Here is a 19,039-nt window from a genome sequence, read left to right as displayed (position 1 = left end):
CTACGCGAAGAATCATCCTAGTGCGGAGAAATCCCGGCAACGGAGACATCCGCCTTTGATGCGGAATACTTAAAGGGCGAATAATGGCAGGGTGAGGAGCGTACCTATCTGGCTCGTGCGATGGACTCTGAAAGTAAGAAAAACTCTAAAAGTAAGCGCAATTGCAATATCTTTGATACGGGTATTGTTTTGAGCGTCTAGGGGGACTTTTGCCTGTCCCTTCCAAGTTTAGCTTGGAGAATCCCCAGGCTTGGGCCGTGGGGAGTGTCAAGACTATCTTGATTCCCAATCTTAATCAAAAACCGCGGCTCGATCGACATCGAGCCGCGGTTTTTTTAAGCTAAAGTTTCACTTAATCGCGGCCGTTGAGAGCAATCAGCAAGCGCAGAATAAAGATGAACAAGTTGATGTAGGTCAAGTACATCGACAGAGCAGCGGGCAAATACTGGTCGTCGCGGTAGCTGCGGGGTAATATGTAAAAATCGACGATCGCAGCGCCGGCAAATATAAAAACGCCGATGCCAGAAATGCCAATTTCCAACCAAGTTGGGGTGTAGACGCCAAAGAGAGAGAGCAGAAACTGACCGCCAACGACGACTAACAAAGCAATGACACCTAAACTTATAGTTTTGGTGAGGGCCATGCCGTCTTGTTCAGAAAGGTTGGAGCCAATTTGGCGGGCGGCGATAAAAGTAATGCCACATCCAAGTGCAGCAAAACCAATACCGGCGATGCCGACGCCTTCGCTTCTGAGGGCTACAGACACCAACCCGCTGAGGGTGTAGCCGGAAAGCAGGCTGTAGGTTGCCAGCAGGGGCAAAGCGGTATTTTTGTTGCCTTGTTCGGCGGCGGCGCGGGCGACGAAGAATAGAATTAATTCTACGACGATCGCAGCAATGAAGGTGGGAAAGAAGATCCCCGGATAGTTGCGGATCACTCCGAGGCCCCCGTAGGTGCCGACAGCAGTTAAGACAAGTCCGCCGCCCACGAAGGGGAGAGCGTTGGAGATGACGTTGGGGCCTACTAGCGCGTGGTTTTTAGCCTCGCGCACGGCTTCGCGGAAATTGCTAGTGTTACTCACGAGGATTTACCTAATTTTGGCTGAGAATTGCTATCTCTATTTTGACAGCTTTACAGTTTGTTTGCAAAACCTGAAAGAGTTTAAAGATTTGATAAAGAAGGGGGGTGAAATCACTCCAAAGCAGGGATCGATTGTTTATAATCGACTGCGTACAGGTCTGTGCCGTGTCGCTGTCTCGCACCGTTGCGCGTCGGGGCAAAGCTATAATTGAGGTTAAAGGGCCGGCGCTATCTGCGGCCAGGGGTCAATCGATTTTAGATTTTAGATTTTAGATTTTAGATTTTAGAGGCGACCCCACGGATAAATGCGGGGGCTTGAGGATTTTCGATTTGGGATTGATTCCACGGATAAATCACGTGGCGGGTACCACCTTTGAAATTCGTGGTCAGCTTAAAGTCTATCAAATCGCAGATAGCGGATGTAAATCAATTTTGGAGTGGGGATTTACGATTGGGGATTAAGGAGTATATGCTAGAGACAGGGATCACAGTAGATTTTAGGTTTTTGATTTGCGACTTAGTTTAAACTAGAGACCAGAAAGTTCAATAATGTAAAATGTAAAATGTAAAATCTAAAATCTAAAATCTAAAATCTAAAATCGGTTCCGTTAATGGCTAAGGTAGCTTAGACAGAGGATACCCGGAAAATTAATGAATAGATCGAGTTCTATCGACAAACTGCTAAATAGGTAATGTCCCATGCCCACATTTTTTGAGCGCAAATTATTGCCACCTACAGCCGCAATTTTATTGGCTGTCGCCGCCGTTATTTCCGGCGGTCAAGCTGTCGTTGCAGCTAATGTCCGAGCCGTTTATACCGCTACTTCATGGCAGGGTTCAGAAAATTTGCTGCTGGCTAAGAATACCGAGCAATTCACCCAAGCAAATTCTGGAATACCGAGCCGGGGACCGGGAAAGCCGGTGCCTCTCCCCGCAAGAATTCCTGAGCCTTCGACGGTGGTAGGGTTGGGTTTAGTTGCGGGTTCGCTGGCGCTGACTCGCCGGAGAGTGAGAGTTAAAAATTAGACTTTGGGCAAAAAGTCTAATTTTTGGATTTTTAACCGCAGATAAACGCGGATAAACGCAGATCAATCCGGGTATCAGGATTTTAGCCGATCGCGTCGCGCAGAGCATTTTTAGTCATAGCTGCGATCGACTGTTCGGTAGCTTTCGGCAAGTGATAGTATTTCCCTCCAGAAGTCTTGGCCAATTCCTTCGCAAAGCCAGTCGAAATAAACTTGCTCTCGGTATCAATCACCAGCAACTGCATTCCCAACCCACGAATTTTGGCAGCAATTTCTAACAATTCCTTTTTAATATCAGGCTTTTCTCCATCTAAAATCGGTTCGCCCAAAGAACGAGCCAAAGGAATATTACCGCGTCCGTCAGTAATTGCGACAATCGCCACTTGACCGATATCTCCAGACTGTCGCGCGTTGACTCCCACCCGCACTGCTTGAGTCAAACCGTGGGCCAGGGGGGAACCGCCACCGCAGGGCAAACGTTCCAAACGCTTACGGGCCAAGGCTATGGAGCGAGTCGGCGGTAGGAGCACTTCTGCTTGTTCTCCGCGAAAGGGAATCAGAGCAACTTGGTCGCGGCTTTGATAAGCTTCTGTGAGTAGCTGCATGACTGCACCTTTGGCGGACTGCATTCGGTTGAGGGCCATCGAACCGGAGGCATCGACGACAAACACGACTAGAGCTCCAGCTTTTCTGGCCAAGCGCTTCGCCCGAATGTCTCCCTGTTCCACAAATACACGACGCTGAACCCCCCCTTGCCCCCCCTTACTAAGGGGGGGTTGACTCGCCTGTTGCCCCTCCTTGCTAAGGGGAGGTTGACTTGCCTGTTGCCCCCCCTTAGCAAGGGGGGGTTGGGGGGGGTTAGAATTCCTGTCGCGACGGGCTTTTTGGTAAGGTGCGGCGGCTCGGAGGGTAGCGTCAACGGCGATGCGGCGGACGGGGCCTTTGGGTAAGACTGGCTTGACGTAACGGCCTCTATCTTCGGAGAAAATGGTGCTGCGGCTGCCCGATTTGCCTTGTTTGTTGGCGGATTGTTGGGCGAATAAAAGCACGCTGGGGTCGAGAATTACGCCTTCGGGGTCGAAGAGAAATTCTTCGGGAATGGTATCTTTTTCTGGTTCTTCTTCAGGTTCCGGGTTGTCTTCATCCTCTTGGTCTTCTTCGTCTTCTTGCTCGTTTTCTGGTTCGTCTTGTTCTTGTTCTGACTGCTTTTGGGGAGGCGGTGGGGGGGGAGGAGGAGGAGAGTTTTCGTCGGGGGGAGTTTGGATGATGGTGGCGCGGGGTACGATGACTAATTCTACGGCGCGGCGCAGGTCTTCGGCGTTAACTTCTGTGCGTCCTTCGATGGCGGCGGCGGCTTTGGCGACGCGGACTGCGAATATTTCGGCGCGGTGTCCTTGAACGCCACCCCGGATGGCTTCTTCTACTAGGTAGGCAATTTGTTCGCGTTTAATGCTGACATCTTTGAGCCATTCTCTGGCTAGAATGATTTGGGTTTTGAGGTTGTCGGTGTCTTCGCTGTATTGATTGAGAAAGTCTTGGGGGGAGCGGGAGTAGGATAAAGCTTGTTCTACTGCATAGACTCTTTCTTCTAGTTCGAGTGCTGCGTCGGCTGAAAGTACGATCGCGATGCGATCGAGCAAATGTTCTCTCAGCGGCCCTTCTTCGGGGTTGTAGGTGGCGATAAATAGAGGTTTGCAGGGGTGTTGAAAGCTAATGCCTTCGCGCTCTATTTGGTTGCGCCCTTCGGTTAATACTGTTAGCAATTGGTTGGAAATGTTGTCGTCGAGGAGGTTAATTTCGTCTACATAAAGTACGCCTCGATTTGCTTGGGCTAAGAGTCCGGGTTGAAATACGGTTTGGCCGAATTTTACTGATTGTTCGACATCGACGGAACCTAAGAGTCTGTCTTCGGTGACACCCAAAGGAATTTGAATGAATGGTGTGGGAATTATTTCAGTATTTAAGGAATTAGTATCGGTGGTGTGGGCATCTGGCCCGCCATTTTCTGGTAACAAGCCTGATGCCTGTTCGGCAATAATTTCATTAGGTTCGGCGTTGCAAAAAGAGTCTTTAACAATTTCAATGGGTGGCAGTAAGGAGTGCAAGGCGCGGGCCATTACTGATTTTGCTGTACCGCGGCGGCCTGCGATCGCAACTCCTCCCAATCCGGGATCTACTGCTGCTAACAGCAGGGCTAATTTGATTGCTTCTTGCCCGACTACGGCTGTGAGGGGAAAGGCTGTGGTGGAAGGGCTAAGGTTGGCTGCGGGCATAGGATTTTCGGATGTAAAAATTTGAACTTAATGTTTAGCTTACTTCTTGGAGTATTTTAACTTCTTGCGGCAGAATCACGGTAAAAGTTGAGCCGACTCCTATTTCTGATACTAACTCGATTTTGCCTTGCAGCAGCGTGACGAGCCGCGATACTATTGCTAATCCCAGGCCAGTGCTTTCGGTAGGAAAGAGCTGTTTGCCTGCTTTTCCTGCTTGAAAGAAGGGGTCAAAGATGCGCTTTGTATCTTCGGGGGCGATGCCAATGCCGGTATCTGTAATTGCGATCGCCCAATTTCCTTCTCCAACAGGGTGGCAACTTAATTCGATGCTACCAGATTCTGTATAGCGAATGGCATTGCTCAGCAGGTTGGTCAGAATTTGTTGCAGCCGCCCAGAGTCGGAGATTACTTGTGTTGGGCCGCAGTCGCTGGTAACAGCGAGCTTTAGTCCTTTAGCATCAGCAATTGGCTGCATCATTTCTACTACGGTGTTAATTACAGATTGTACATTAGTTCGCTGCAGGTTAAGTTTAATTTTTCCGGCATCGGCGCGAGAAAGTTCTAGTGTGTCATTAATCATGCGAAGCAACTGTCTGCCGTTACGCAATACTCGCTCGATGTGTTCGATGCCGGGGAGGGTATCTTTGATTTCAGATTGCCATTTTTCTTGGCGCAAAAACAGTTCGGAATAACCAATAATGGAGTTGAGAGGAGTTTTGAGTTCGTGAGCTAAATGGTAGACGTTTTCTTGATTGACGCTGACGAGGCGATTGAGCTCTTGATTGGTGAGTGTTAACTGAGTTTGGATTTGGTGAAGTTCCCGCATCCTCTGAGCGACGTAGCTGTTGAAACACTGGGCAATTGCTTCGTCTACTACGGCATCTATCAGCCGAAAAGCTCTGAATACGTCGGCGGTGGTTCCTGCTAGCAATTCGGATTCTAACTGCGAGAATATTACTTGACGTAATAAGTGGTATTCCCGGGCTACTTCTGCGGCATCGTAGCCTTGTTCTGCTCTGAGAAATCCGTGATCTAAACTGGCTTCAATTATTAGTTTTATTTCGCTGTTTTGATATTGGGAAAGCACTGTGGCCATCGCCGCCAGCAGGTGAGGTATGTGATTTTCGATTGCTGAGTGCGGTAAGGCGTCAGCGCTTTCAATTTTCCGATCCTGACGAACTGCTTCAATCCAGTTTTTGACGATAATATCGGTTTTGTCGGCGAGCACTTGGCTGTAGTCCATTATGTCTGCGTGGGGGTTGAGTTTGGCAGAGGTTGCCCATGCTTCATTGTAGTTGAGCGATCGCCCGATCGCCATATCAAACTTCTGGCGATCGCCACCCTGCCAAAAGAAGTAGTTTTGAGGTAATTTTTTGCCTGGGCCTGATCTCTCTTGATGAGTAGAACCCAGGTTGTTGCTGCAAAAATCAGCACTTAAACTTATTGACAGAAGAGCCAGAAAGTAGTATAGTCACTCGAACCGAGAGTTTTAAATTTTTAAGTTTTATTTTTTTCAGGGGACTAAATGGAAAACGTGCAAGCTGCGATCGCTGCAACAACATTTATATGTGTAATTTTCTTAATAATTACAGAATGGATACACCTCACAGTTGCGGCATTTCTGGGAGCGGTGATTCTGGTTTTTACCCACGTGATGACGTTAAACAACGCGATCGAATATATCGGTCGGAGTCACGCCACGCTGGGCTTATTCTTCGGAGTCATGGTAATGGTGAGAGCCTTTGAGCCTACCAAAGTATTTGAATACTTGGCAACTCAAATGGTGCTTTTGGCGAAAGGCAAAGGCAAAAATCTCTTGCTGGGTATTGTCGCAATTACTACCCCAATTTGTGCAGTTTTGCCCAATGCCACGACAGTCATGCTGCTAGCACCATTAATTCCGCCAATGGCAGAAGAAGTCGGTGTAGATTTTGTGCCGTTACTGATTTTAATGGTATTTGTAGCTAACAGTTCGGGACTGCTGACAATCGTGGGCGATCCGGCGACATTCATTGTCGGTGATGCTATTAACATGAGCTTTGCAGATTACCTGGTAAAGTTAAGTTTGGGCGGGGCAATTGCAGTAGGAGTGATAGTAGTTATGTTGCCTTGGCTGTTCCGCGAAATTTGGAACAAAAAATTAGACGATTTGGAACATTTGCCGCACCCAAAAATCAATCACCCACGAGTTTTAGCAGTGGGCGGTGTAATTATAGCTTTCGTGCTGACATTTTTTGTAATAGGAGAGTCTCTGCCCGTGCCTATTTCACCGGCAGCCGTTGCTTTGTTGGGGGCTGCTTTGGCAATGCTTTTAGCTCACCATTCCCAAATTGATTCTGTTAATAATATTTTGCGGGATTTAGATTGGAGCACCCTGCTATTTTTTATGTCTATCTTTGTGCTGATTGGCGGTTTAGAAAAAACCGGAGTTATCGGCAATATATCTGGAATATTAGCAGTGATTTTAGGTAAGAATATTTTTCTGGGTTCTTTAGTGTTGTTATTTTTTGTAGGTTTGATGTCGAGCGTGGTGCCAAATATTCCCTTGGTAGTGGCGATGGTGCCACTGCTAAAACAGTATGTTGTCAATATCGGGCTTGCACCGGCAGAGGTGCTGGCTCCGGATTTTGCAGGGCAGTTTCCACCTGCTGTGCTGCCACTGTTTTATGCGATGATGTACGGAGCAACTTTAGGCGGAAATGGCACTTTGGTAGGAGCTTCTTCTAATATAGTGGCGGCGGGAATTTCTGAACTCCACGGGCGCCGGATTTCTTTTCAAACTTTTCTGCGTTACGGGCTTCCTGTGATGGCGGTGCAATTAATAACTGCGGCTGTTTATGTAACTATTCGGTTTCTGATTTGAAGAAGTAATTAGTCATTAGTTATTAGTCATTAGTTATTAGTTATTAGTCATTAGTCAACAGTCAACAGTCAACAGTCAACAGTCCACAGTTAACAGTCAACAGTCAACAGTCAACAGTCAACAGTCAACAGTCAACAGTCCACAGTCCACAGTCCACAGTTAACAGTAATTTAAACCCCATCCAATTCTAAGGGGAAAATTACAGTGAAGGAGGAGCCAACTCCTACTTCAGAAACTAATTCGATTTTACCTTGCAAAAGGTTGACTAATCGAGCGACAATTGCTAGGCCTAAGCCGGTACTGTCAGGCATCACAGAACCCAGGGAGTTGTTGGCCCGAACAAATGGCTGAAAAATCCGATCGCAGTCTTCTGAAGCAATGCCAATTCCTGTATCGGTGATGCAGATACTCCAATGTTGGTCTGGCAATAATTCGGTTTTTATGGTAATAGTACCAGCTTGGGTGTAGCGAATGGCGTTGCTCACCAAGTTGGTGATAATTTGCTGCAAGCGCAAGTAATCTGTCATAACTTGATCGAGAACCGGATCGCATTCAAGGGCGATCTCTAAATTTTTTGCTTTGGCCAAAGGCTCGATTATTTCGACAACAGTGCCGATCGCCGATCGCAGATTTGTGGCACTTAGCTGCAATTTTATGCGTCCCGTGTCGTACCGCGAGATTTCGAGAGTATCGTTAATTAATCTAAGTAATAGTCTGCCGTTGTTGAGGACTTTATCAATATGTGCCAAATTGGGAGCCGAATCTTGAACTCTAGGATTGTTTATTTGGCGCAAAAACAATTGTGAGTAGCCAATAATAGAGGTGAGGGGGGTTTTCAATTCGTGAGCTAAGTGAGATATATTCTCTTGACTGGCGCGAAGTAAGCGAGTCAGCTCTTGATTTGTAAGTTGCAATTGGTTTTGTAAATCCTGTAGTTCTTGGAGTCTTGCCTGGGTATAGGTTTGGAAACAGTCAGCAATTGCTTCGTCGAGGGCAGTGTCAATTAAGCGATAAGCTCGGTTCACTTCAGCGGCTGAGCCTTTTAGCAATTCTGGCTCTAAAGCATCGAAAATTACCCTCCGCAGCAAGCGGTATTCCCGCGAAATTTCTGCGGCATCGTAGCCTTGCCGGGCCCTGACAGTCCCGTGGTCTAAACTTTCTTGTATGACTGTCCGAAGGTCGCTGTCTTCTGATTCGGACAGCATAGTTACGATCGCATGCAGTACGATGGGAAGGCTGTCGCGCACGGAATCGTAGGTGAGTTGCTTGGCGGTGTCGATTTCCTCGTCGCCCCGAACAGCTTCGATCCAGTTTTCGATAATTATGTCAATTTGATCTTGTAACGCTTGGCTAAAATCTATCATTGCTTTTATATAAATCCAGTAACCGATCGCATTTTATATTTCTAGATTACTTTAATAATTAACTTTTTGAATTTTCTCTCAACTTTTGGGTTCTGTCGCACTCAAATAGCTACTTCTAAAGACATATTGACAATATAATACGCTCGTGCTACTTTAAGTTAAATTGGCTTAAAAAGTCAAGCCTAATTCAGCACTGCGCGATCAAACCAAGCGTGTGGCTGGAGCGGAGGAACCAATTTTCGGGGCGAATCTCTAGAGAATTAAAAAGCAAAGTTAAAAATTGCCAAATTTGAGTGTAATTTTTGATTTTGAAATCTAAGGAGAAGGACATCTCTCAGTCCTAGCCCGTCAGCTAACTTCGCAGGCATTGAGAAGAGACTGAAAAGCCAAATGTTCTGAAAAAGATTGTTTGGCTTCGTCAGTGTCTCCGGTTGGTATTGTTCAAGATTCTTGTACCTGCCCTGACTCTGAAGGAGATTGAAATGTTCATACAGCTTAATTTATCTGCGATCGCACTTGCAGGAGTTGCAACGTGGAAGCGTGTAAAACCCGTTGTCATCCGAGATGCTGTTTTGTTACCTGCTGCGGGTTTTTTGGGAATTCTTGGCTTGTGGTGGATTGTTGCCAGCTTCAACAGCGATTTGATTCCCACTCCCTATCAGGCGTTAATAGCTAATTTAGATTACATATTGCATCCATTTTACCAGCGCGGGCCTGGAGATTTAGGCATTGGCTGGCTGCTGCTAGCGAGTTTGCGGCGGGTGTTGGTGGGATTTTTGCTGGGTGCAGCAGTGGCGATTCCCGTGGGATTTCTGATCGGGATGTCGAAACCGGCAATGATGGCGCTCAATCCGCTGATTCAAATCTTCAAACCGGTGTCGCCGCTAGCGTGGCTACCGATAGCTTTATCGATTTTTAATTTAGCAGAGCCGTCGGCAATTTTTGTCATATTCATTACCTCTTTGTGGCCGACAATTATCAACACAGCTTTGGGAGTTTCTAGCGTTTCCCAGGATTATCTGGATGTGGCGCGAGTGTTGGAAATGCCGCGCTGGAGGCGGATTACCAAGATAATTTGGCCCGCGAGTTTGCCATACATTTTTACAGGTTTGCGGATTAGTTTGGGGATTGCTTGGCTGGTGATTGTGGCGGTGGAAATGCTGACAGGTGGTGTGGGAATTGGCTTTTTTGTGTGGGATGAGTGGAGCCGTTTGAACCTGAGTTCGGTGTTTTTAGCGGTGTTTGTAATTGGCTTAACTGGATTGTTGCTCGACGCTGCTGTTGACAAAGTTCAGGAATTGGTAACGCATCGACCGATCATTAATCATTAGTCATTAGTCATTAGTCATTAGTCATTAGTCATTAGCTAAAAATTCGGGACTTTTGACTTGAGGAATTACTCGCGGGTAGTCAGAAACCGGGTTTTTTACAACAATACTTGGCACTCACCCGTAGATTCGGTAAAAAACCCGGTTTCTTTGGACTCAATGCGTAAGCCTTGGACTACGGAAAAAGACAGAAAATAGTTAACGATTAGGGATTTAAAATTAAATATGAGTGACAAATTTTCCAATGAATGGAACCGCCGAGAGTTTTTGCAAGGAATGGGCTCGGCGGCGGCGGGAATGGCTTTATCTGGTTGTGCAATTAGCGCGGATCGATCGGCAAAAGGACTCACAGAAGAAGCCGAAGCCGTAAAGCCGGTTGTCGATTTCCGAACCTTAGAAAAACCAAATTTAACCGTAGGATACGTGCCCGTTAACGATTGTGCACCATTTGCGATCGCCTGGAAAAAAGGCTTTTTCCGCAAATACGGTTTAAACGTCAAACTCAACCGCGAAGCAAGCTGGGCAACCTCCCGCGACGGCGTAATCTTCGGCCGCCTCGACGCCTCCCCTGTCGTATCCGGCGCCGTCACAAACGCCCGAATTGGCGCCGAAGGAGCGCGGCACGCACCCCTGTGCGCGGCAATGACAATTCACCGCCACGGCAACGCCATGACGATGAACAAAGCTATGTGGGATTTCGGTTTGCGCCCGTGGCACGAATACAACGGCAATTTGGAAGAATTTGGCAAACAATTTCGAGCCTTTTTTGACAGTCAGCCACCGGAAAACAGGGTTTGGGCAGTGGTTCTGAGTTCGGCGATTTACGAATACTTTGTCCGCTACATATCGGCGGCTGCCGGTGTCGATCCGTTCAAAGAATTTCGGGTAATTATTGTGCCGCCGCCGCAGATGGTAACTAATATCAGGATTGGCGCGATGCAGGCTTACATGGTGGCCGAACCTTGGAATACGCGGGCAATTCAAGGCAATTTGGGAGTGGGTTTTACCTTCGTGCAAGGCAAGGAAGTTTGGCTGGGACATCCCGATCGCCTTTTGGGAGTAATGCAATCATTCATTGAGGAAAATCCGAAGACTTATTACTCGCTGGTTAAGGCAATGGTGGAAGCTTGTCAGTATTGCAGCAAGCCGGAAAATCGCAGTGAAATATCGGCGCTGCTGACTGAGCGATCGTTTACGGGGGCGAGACCGAAAAAAGGGGCGATCGACAAATTTACGCGACCGGCAATAGTTGGCGACTACAACTATGGAGGGTTTGACGAAAAAGAGCGCACCATACAATCGGAAGATGCAACTATTTTCTATGACATTCCTAAGAATTTGCCTCAAATACCCGGAAATCATTCAACATTTATGTGGCAGTCTCAAAGTATTTGGTTGATGACTCAAGCGGCTCGCTGGGGACAGATTAAAGAAGTGCCGAAAAATGCTGAGGAATTAGCTAAAAAAGCTTGGAGAACCGACCTTTACCGCAAGATTGTTGCCGAAATGGCGATCGATTGTCCCCAGGAGGATTACCAAGTGGAACCTGCGGAACATTTCATTGATAAAAAGGCATTTGATCCTAGCGATCCCGTGGGTTATTTGAATAGTTTTGAAATTCGAGCCAACCGCCCTCAGTCTTTTTATCAGTCTTAATGTTTGAGATGTTGCGCTTTTCCTAATGTCCCGCCAGGGAATGAATTCCCTGGCTAATAGAAGACAGTCGGTTTCAACCGACTGCCCAATTTTAGGATTTAGGCAATAGCAAGAAAAGTCAATAAACACTTTACTACTTTTTAGGAGAATACCATGAGTCAACACACTTCTACTTCTACCAGTACCAAAAGTTCCGTCAAGAGCGATCGTCCATTTCTAGAAATAGACAATTTGTTCAAGTCTTACAAAAATGGTGACGGTACAGAATTTAGCGTCTTGGAAAATATCAATTTAAGTATTGGAGAAAACGAATATATTTCGGTAATCGGTCACTCCGGGTGTGGCAAATCAACGCTGCTAAAAATAGTGGCAGGTTTGGAAAAACAGAGCGCGGGAATGGTGACACTGGAAGGAAAAGAAATTCGCAAACCGGGAGCCGATCGCATGATGGTATTCCAGCACTACGGATTGCTGCCTTGGCTGACGGTGCGGGAAAATATTCGGCTGGCCGTTGATGAAGTTTTGCAAAGTCTTAGCCGTTCTGAGAAGATTAGTCTTGTCAACGAACACCTAGCAATGGTAAACTTAACATCGGCAGCCGATAAATATCCCGACGAAATTTCAGGGGGCATGAAACAGCGGGTTGGGATTGCGCGAGCTTTGGCGATTCGACCGAAAATGTTATTAATGGACGAACCGTTTGGAGCGCTGGATGCTCTGACTCGCGGCAAGTTGCAGAAACAGGTGCTGGATATCTGGGAAAATCACAGACAAGCTGCAATGATGATTACTCACGATGTGGATGAAGCTATCTATATGTCCGATCGCATTGTGCTGATGACAAACGGCCCGGCTGCGACGATAGGTGAAATTTTGTCAGTGCCGTTTTCGCACCCGCGCGATCGCCAGGAGTTGCGGGAATCGAAGGATTATTACGAACTCCGCAACTATGCTTTGAATTTTCTCGATCGCTACTTTACTCAAGACGAGTAACGCCCGACGGACAGACCAAACAATTCACTTAAGAGAGGTCAATGCTGTGAATCTCAAAACAATGTTAGCGCGTTTTGAAAGTGCATTGGGATACCAAAATTTAGCAGAAGAAATGGTGTTGCTGCCGGAGCCAACATTACCAGTTTCTAAGAAATCAAAATCCCCAAAACAGGCCAAAACAATCAATTTTATTGTCGGTTACAACAGTTCTCCCCAAAGTCAAATAGCCCTGGATATTACCCTTTGGATGGCGCATCAAACTCGTTTAGTAACAACTAAAGAAGTCACGGTTCAAGTCGTCTACGTGATCGACGAAGCGCCAAAAAGTTACCGCGAAGATACTTGCAAATTGGCTGTAGCAAATGCCTTGGCTGCACAGCAGAAAGTGTCTGATTTAGAGGAAACATTCGCCCTTAGTTGTGCCGCGCCTGCGATCGCTTTACCAACAGAAATCGAATCGGTATCCCAGCCAAAAACTTGGATCGACCCGCATTATTTTCGAGAAATTTTTGGTCAAAAGAATGAGTATGAGATAGCAGATAAGTTGCTGTGGCAAGCGCGCTGTTTGGCTGAGGAGTGGCGCGGTTTATTCAAAGCTCATTTACGCATCGGGCGGGTTGCTACAGAACTGAGAAATGTGGTTGAATTAGAATCAGCAAATTTACTGTTCTTGGGCTGTGGTTCTGGCAACCATCGGCTGGTTAGGGAACTAGGCAATAATTTTCCCTGCTGCGTACTCGGGATTCCTTCGGCACTCAGCTATCAGATGGATTTTCAGCCTGAAGAAAGTTTGAGCAAGTTACAGTTGGCGACAACTATACCTGCACGTTAAACTTGTTCCCTCGTTGGGCCAGAATCTAATTATGTAAGGTGCAGGACATCCTACGACTATAATTCGCGCGCCCAACCTTTTTTTGCGTATGTTCTATATCGCTCAAAAATTAAAAATAGTTTCCTCGGTCGAAGTCCTAATTATGAGACAATTAGGACTTTTTTTGATTGTGGAGATTCTAAAAATTATCGTCAAGGAAAATTATCGGCACTTATCTGATCATAGACAGTTCGTTAACTAATTTTATCCTTCCACGGCACACAGAGCGTAGCAGGCGATCGATCGAGCGTTTGTCTTCCTCAGTCAAATTTTCGTCGAAAATAGCAGCCATCAAACCGTACCTATCGGCTAGAGTAATGTAGCCATTTTGATTCACTTCGGCAAACAGCTCGCCCAAAGCAGATGGAATCAGGTGGACAGGAGTTTGCATAGTAATTGACTCTCTACTCGACGATCGCGCGATCAGGCGTTTCTGCGGCAACCAAAGGCGATCGCACTCTAAAAATTTATAGCTGTATTCCCTTTAAAGGTGTGACAATAAACAGCCCAATTTGTGAATTAAATCACATTCCATATGTACGAATTATGATAAAGCTTGCAGTTGCTTTTTAGCGAAGACCGAGCAACTGCAAACTTAATGTTTTCTAAAGATTGAAAATCATCACTTCCTCCACAGGTTCAGCTAACTCAAACTTAAACACCCGCGAATAGAAATAGAATTCGCCGTCAAGAGTTCTTTTGATATTTTCAGCGCGGCGAAAACCGTGCTGTTCCCCTTCATAAGCAACATAAGCAACCGGCAAACCTTTAGCTTTCAATATCTCTACCATCATTTCTGCTTGATTGGGCGGAACCACTTTATCTTCTAATCCTTGAAAAAAGATAACGGGACAAGATAAACGTTCGGCGGAATGAATCGGCGAACGAGCTACATACAAATCTTTTCTTTCAGGATAAGGCCCGATTAATCCATCCAGATAGTGCGCTTCAAATTTGTGAGTCTCGGTTGTCAAAGCTTCCACATCGCTAACTCCATAATAGCTCGCACCGGCCTTAAACACATCGCGGAAAGTAAGAGCACACAGAGTAGTGTACCCCCCTGCACTGCCTCCGGCGATCGCCATTCTTTCGCCATCAACTAAACCTTTTTGAGCTAAATATTTAGCACCGTTAGCGCAGTCGTCAACATCGACAATTCCCCAACTATCTTGCAGTCTTTTTCTGTATTCTCGGCCGTAACCAGTGCTGCCGCCGTAATTAACATCGAGCACGGCAAAACCGCGACTCGTCCAATATTGAATTTTCAAATTCATGCTGCTAGAAGTAGCAGCAGTTGGGCCGCCGTGACTTTTCACAACTAACGGCGGTTTTTCCCCCGCAGGTGCTGCGAAATCTTGATTTTTCGGGGGATAGAAGAAACCAAAAGCAGTCAAATTGTTTTCCGTGGGAAATTCGATCGGTTCCGGTACTGAAAGATAGCCAAAATCGATGCTTAAATTGCTCGATTTACGCAATATTTCTAGTTGATTTGTTGCTAGATTTAATTGTACAATAGCAGTAGATTCAGTCGGCGAACCTGCCATAAAAACCACAGTTTCTCCCCGCGATTTGACGGAGGAAATATCAGTGTAAGGCGTGTCAATTGTTGTCAACTGCTTAGTCGTTAAATCAAGACTCGCTAAATACCACTTGCCTTGCTGAGTGTAGGTGCAAATAATTTTGCTTTCCGAGACAACGGCATAAGTAGACATTCCAAAAACCCACTGAGGAAGTCCGAATTCAGCCGCCATTTCGCACAAGCTGGTTTCTATCTCTGCTTCCCCCCTTACCAAGGGGGGAGTGAGGGGGGTTCTAGATTGCCAGCGGTAGAAATTCCACCAGTTAGACTTGTCAGAAACAAAATACAAAACTCCATCGGGCGACCATTCCGGTTGAAAAATCGACTCCTCAACCCCGCCAGCAACTAAGTATTTTTCACCTAAAGAACCGTCAGCATTAATTTCTGCTACCCACAATTCTGTGCCATCCCACGGCATATTTGGATGGTTCCAACAAATCCAGGAAAGTAGAGAACCGTCTGGACTTAAACGAGGGGAAGCATAAAAATCATTTCCCTGAGTTAAGATTTGAACATCTTCGCCGTTATCTAAATTAATGCTAACAATAGTATTGACAGGTTCGCCCTCGCCTGCATAGTCTTCGCGCACGCAAATCAGGCGATTTTTCTGCTTGTCAATTATCGCATCTGCATAGCGAGAATTAGCAGTAGGTGTCAGAGGTTCTGGTGGAGAATCTAATGCTTGAGAATAAATACGTTGGTCGGCAAAATGAGAGAAATAGACAACACCGCCAGCAACTGCAAAAGCAGCGCCGCCGTATTCGTTAACGCGAGTGCGAACATTAAAAGGAGGCGGTGTCACGTCGCTGATTTTACCATCAGGAGTGCGCCGCACGAGGACGCTTCTTCCCGCTTCCGAAGGTCTTCCCTCAACCCAATAAATATCATCGCCGTCAATAGCAATTTGTCCGAGCCCGACAGTTCCAGAAACAATTAAATCGGAAGAAATAGGTGATTTCCAAGAGCCGTAAGGTGATACTGTGGTCATATAGTTGAGGCAGTTGTGTTTATAGAACAAAAAAATTAATATTTGTAGTTTACAGTAATTCAGTCATCGGGGAAGCAAAATGTCTAAAAAACTCGTACTAATGGATCACGACGGTGCAGTTGACGACTATCTCTCAGTCGTGTTGCTGATGACAATGGAGGAAGTCGAAACTCTGGGAGTAATTGTAACTCCTGCGGACTGCTACATTCAACCGGCGGTGAGTGCAACGCGCAAAATCCTTGATTTGATGGGGCGTTCAGAGGTTCCGGTGGCGGCGAGTACGGTGCGGGGACTGAATCCATTTCCGGTGTTATTTAGGCGAGATTCCTTTGCAGTCGATCGACTTCCCATTCTAAATGAAAAAGGAACCATTGACACGCCGTTAATATCAGAACCAGGACAAAACTTTATGGTGCGAGTTTTGCGGGATGCAGCCGTACCAGTCACATTAATGGTAACGGGGCCGTTAACAACAGTAGCGCAAGCTTTAGATATCGCGCCAGAAATTGAAAGCAAAATTCAAGAAATTGTTTGGATGGGAGGCGCCCTCAATGTTATCGGCAATGTTAGCAAAGATATGGAACCGGGACAAGATATGTCGGCGGAATGGAATGCTTACTGGGACCCGATAGCAATCGAGAGAATTTGGCAAACCCAAATTCCCGTTGTCATGTGTCCTTTAGATATCACCAATAATGTACCGCTGACTGTAGAATTTTCCAATCTCTTAGCAAAACAGCGCAAATATCCAATTTCCGACTTAGCAGGACAGTGCTATGCTCTCGCAATATCTCAAGATTACTATTTTTGGGACATTTTGGCAACTGCTTATTTAGCGCATCCCGAATTTTACCAAATGCGAGAATGGGAAACAGAAATTATTACCGAAGGCATCAGCCAAGGACGCACTAAAGTTAAAACGGGAGGGCGAAAAATTAAAGCAATGGATAAAGTAGACACCGCCAAGTTTTACAATTACATATTACAACAGTGGGCGAGGTAAAAATCCCACTATCTGCTAGAAGTGAGCAAAATCTCCGTACAAAACCCGCCCTAACGCGAATATTTACGGATTCTTCTCTTCCCTCTCTTCCTCTGCGCCCTCTGCGCCCTCTGCGGTAAAAAAAAACTCCTCTCAAAAATGCTACCAATTCTATCAATCATCCCCTTAGCCCAAACCCCTCCCGCACCTCAAGAAATCGTCCAAATCCAAGAAGTGCGACCACTCCCCGGACAGTTAGACAACATACCAGTATTTAACAGCAACAGTCCAGAATTAGTGCTGCAAGAAGGAATTTTGCTTTCGACATTTCCCCCGGATGGTAAAAGATTTCCGGCAGCACATTTAAACTTTCCGTTTCAAGGACGTTTCGACATATTTGCCCACCACATAGCCCGCGCACCTTCCCCGGAAGATTTGCGAACATTGTATCAAGGAGTAATTGTTTACAATCCGGGCAATAAACCTGTAACATTAGATATATTGCAAGCTGCGAGTTATCTCAGTCAACCCGATGCACCTTTTATTGAATTGCCGCCGCAAGTCGATAATTCAAACAGTAATATTTACGCGGGGCCCGGAAGTCGCGCTGTGAATGATATTCTCAGAGGAAGGAGACAGTCTGATTTTCCTGGGCAGTTAATTATTCCACCGGGAAAAAGCCAACTGTTGATGAATCATCCGATACCGGTGCGAGAATTGAAACCGCCGCTAAACGGTCGATCGACCTTGATGCGGTTGCGGAGCGATGGTATAGTCTATGTTGCCAGTCTGGCGATGTTTGCCCGAGTAGACGCACAGGGAAACGGACAGGGAAACGAGCGATCGCCCAACTTAGCAGAATGGCAAAACTTATTAGACAATGGTAATATAGCCGGGCCGCGCGATCGAACTCCCACACCGCCCGAAATCACCGAAGGTCAAATAATTTACGGCCGAGTTGCCGGTGTAGCATTAGGTTCAGAATGGCGAGCACTTCTCTCCGACAACCCCGCCACATCAAACCTAGCAATTCCCCAACCCGGAACAGCATTTTCCTACCCATTAAGCAGCCTCCCGCGCGGAATGCTGGGCGCAAATCAAGTGCAAAGTGCGAGAATGCTAGTCCGCTACCCAGATACAGCATACCGCGCCCACGGCAATTACGGAATTCAATACAATCTCAGCTTGCCGCTGTACAATTCTACCAGCAACAATCAAACTGTAACTGTCGCGATTCAAACTCCAATTAAGACAGATAAATTAACTTCAGGAGGACTGAGTTTTTTAGAACCTCCGGCACCTCAAACTTTTTTTAGGGGGACGGTCAGAGTGCGATATAGTGATGACAATAAAGTGCCTCAAACTCGCTACGTGCATTTAGTGCTGCGGCGAGGACAGCAGGGGGAACCTTTGGTAAAATTAGAGATGAAATCGGGAGAAAAGCGGCTTGTAGAAGTGGATTTTATTTATCCGCCCGATGCGTCGCCGCCGCAAGTTTTGACAGTGAAAACCAATTAAATTTGAGCGGCAGGTACTGCTAGGCAGACGCCTAGAAATACAATGCGTAATTAACCAGATTTGTTTTTATTTGTGCGTGGCGCGGACTTGATTGGTTCCCAGTCGGTATCGGCAAAAAAAAGATGAACTTATCAAAAAAATTCTGGATAGTTGCTTGTTTTGTGTACGTTTTAATTCTTCTCAGTATTATGCTTTTAGCAGGTACGGGGAAATTAGTCAACTTTCCTCTAGCTCATCCGCCTTATGACAAACTCGGCCACTTTATTTTGTACGGAATAGCATCTTTTTTGTGCCATAGAGCAACTGGAAAAAAAAATATGAATTTGTTGAATTATTCAATTCCTTTCGGGCCCGCAATTTTTACTATGTTCACTGCTGCAGAAGAAATGCTGCAAGCGCTTTTACCAAATCGTACTGCTAGTATGGAAGATTTTTTATATAGTTTTTGCGGGATTGCAGTTTTTTATTGGATTGGAGAAGTTTGGGATAGAAAAAAAGGGCATTGATGATATAGAAGGA

General features: G+C 46.2%; 15 protein-coding genes and 1 riboswitch. Of the genes, 9 read left to right on the top strand and 6 right to left on the bottom strand.

Translation table 11 applies throughout. From position 1 onward, the window contains the following. Positions 1-352: 352 nt before the first annotated feature. A complete protein-coding gene (locus QUB11_RS01405) occupies positions 353-1,081 on the bottom strand; it encodes a Bax inhibitor-1 family protein (RefSeq protein WP_333199331.1) in 729 nt (242 codons plus the stop codon). Between the two features lie 698 nt (positions 1,082-1,779). Between QUB11_RS01405 and QUB11_RS01400 the strand changes: the two genes are divergently transcribed. Then, positions 1,780-2,106, top strand: a complete 327-nt coding sequence (locus QUB11_RS01400) for a PEP-CTERM sorting domain-containing protein (RefSeq protein WP_333199329.1) — start codon at positions 1,780-1,782, stop codon at positions 2,104-2,106. 82 nt (positions 2,107-2,188) lie between these two features. Here QUB11_RS01400 and QUB11_RS01395 read toward each other — a convergent pair whose 3' ends face one another. Together QUB11_RS01395 and QUB11_RS01390 are read right to left on the bottom strand one after the other, a co-directional pair. Beyond that, positions 2,189-4,378, bottom strand: coding sequence for a VWA domain-containing protein (locus QUB11_RS01395; protein WP_333389460.1), 2,190 nt, complete (start codon positions 4,376-4,378; stop codon positions 2,189-2,191). Between the two features lie 34 nt (positions 4,379-4,412). Next, positions 4,413-5,696, bottom strand: coding sequence for a HAMP domain-containing sensor histidine kinase (locus tag QUB11_RS01390; RefSeq protein ID WP_333199324.1), 1,284 nt, complete (start codon positions 5,694-5,696; stop codon positions 4,413-4,415). 207 nt (positions 5,697-5,903) lie between these two features. Between QUB11_RS01390 and QUB11_RS01385 the strand changes: the two genes are divergently transcribed. After that, the gene (locus QUB11_RS01385; protein ID WP_333199323.1) at positions 5,904-7,241 is read left to right on the top strand and encodes an ArsB/NhaD family transporter; all 1,338 of its coding nucleotides are present in this window, start codon (positions 5,904-5,906) and stop codon (positions 7,239-7,241) included. A gap of 170 nt (positions 7,242-7,411) precedes the next feature. Here QUB11_RS01385 and QUB11_RS01380 read toward each other — a convergent pair whose 3' ends face one another. Beyond that, on the bottom strand, positions 7,412-8,605 hold the full coding sequence (locus QUB11_RS01380; protein ID WP_333389458.1) for a sensor histidine kinase: 1,194 nt from the start codon (positions 8,603-8,605) through the stop codon (positions 7,412-7,414). A gap of 169 nt (positions 8,606-8,774) precedes the next feature. After that, a riboswitch (cyclic di-AMP (ydaO/yuaA leader) is annotated at positions 8,775-8,987 on the top strand. 100 nt (positions 8,988-9,087) lie between these two features. Between QUB11_RS01380 and ntrB the strand changes: the two genes are divergently transcribed. The 4 genes from ntrB (at position 9,088) to QUB11_RS01360 (ending at position 13,414) form a co-directional block, all read left to right on the top strand. After that, positions 9,088-9,936 (top strand): nitrate ABC transporter permease, encoded by an 849-nt coding sequence (gene ntrB / locus QUB11_RS01375; protein WP_333389456.1) that lies wholly within the window; start codon positions 9,088-9,090, stop codon positions 9,934-9,936. Between the two features lie 222 nt (positions 9,937-10,158). Then, a complete protein-coding gene (locus QUB11_RS01370) occupies positions 10,159-11,589 on the top strand; it encodes an ABC transporter substrate-binding protein (RefSeq protein ID WP_333199307.1) in 1,431 nt (476 codons plus the stop codon). A gap of 153 nt (positions 11,590-11,742) precedes the next feature. Next, positions 11,743-12,582 carry a nitrate ABC transporter ATP-binding protein gene (locus tag QUB11_RS01365; RefSeq protein WP_333199305.1) on the top strand — a complete coding sequence of 280 codons (840 nt, stop codon included), beginning with the start codon at positions 11,743-11,745 and terminating at the stop codon, positions 12,580-12,582. A gap of 46 nt (positions 12,583-12,628) precedes the next feature. Continuing rightward, entirely contained in the window at positions 12,629-13,414 is a 786-nt protein-coding gene (locus QUB11_RS01360) for a universal stress protein (protein WP_333199303.1), read from the top strand. Positions 13,415-13,625: 211 nt separating this feature from the next. Here the strand turns inward: QUB11_RS01360 and QUB11_RS01355 are convergent, their stop codons facing one another. After that, a complete protein-coding gene (locus tag QUB11_RS01355; RefSeq protein ID WP_006632461.1) occupies positions 13,626-13,844 on the bottom strand; it encodes a hypothetical protein in 219 nt (72 codons plus the stop codon). Between the two features lie 214 nt (positions 13,845-14,058). Continuing rightward, the gene (locus QUB11_RS01350) at positions 14,059-16,020 is read right to left on the bottom strand and encodes a S9 family peptidase (protein WP_333199292.1); all 1,962 of its coding nucleotides are present in this window, start codon (positions 16,018-16,020) and stop codon (positions 14,059-14,061) included. Between the two features lie 79 nt (positions 16,021-16,099). On the opposite strand from QUB11_RS01350, the gene QUB11_RS01345 reads away from it, so the two are divergent. The 3 genes from QUB11_RS01345 to QUB11_RS01335 all read left to right on the top strand — a co-directional run bounded on the left by QUB11_RS01345 (position 16,100) and on the right by QUB11_RS01335 (position 19,026). Further along, positions 16,100-17,023: a nucleoside hydrolase gene (locus QUB11_RS01345; RefSeq protein WP_333199289.1), complete on the top strand. Its 924-nt coding sequence runs from the start codon at positions 16,100-16,102 to the stop codon at positions 17,021-17,023. Between the two features lie 138 nt (positions 17,024-17,161). Next, entirely contained in the window at positions 17,162-18,520 is a 1,359-nt protein-coding gene (locus QUB11_RS01340) for a DUF3370 domain-containing protein (protein WP_333199286.1), read from the top strand. Positions 18,521-18,642: 122 nt separating this feature from the next. Next, positions 18,643-19,026: a VanZ family protein gene (locus tag QUB11_RS01335; RefSeq protein ID WP_333199283.1), complete on the top strand. Its 384-nt coding sequence runs from the start codon at positions 18,643-18,645 to the stop codon at positions 19,024-19,026. The last annotated feature ends 13 nt before the right edge of the window (positions 19,027-19,039 follow it).

Origin of the sequence: Microcoleus sp. B6-A1, from assembly GCF_036705085.1 — a bacterium.
In the GTDB taxonomy this organism is placed as follows: domain Bacteria; phylum Cyanobacteriota; class Cyanobacteriia; order Cyanobacteriales; family Microcoleaceae; genus Microcoleus.
The sequence above is the reverse complement of the archived record's forward strand: the minus strand, read 5'-3'. Positions and strand labels throughout refer to the sequence as shown.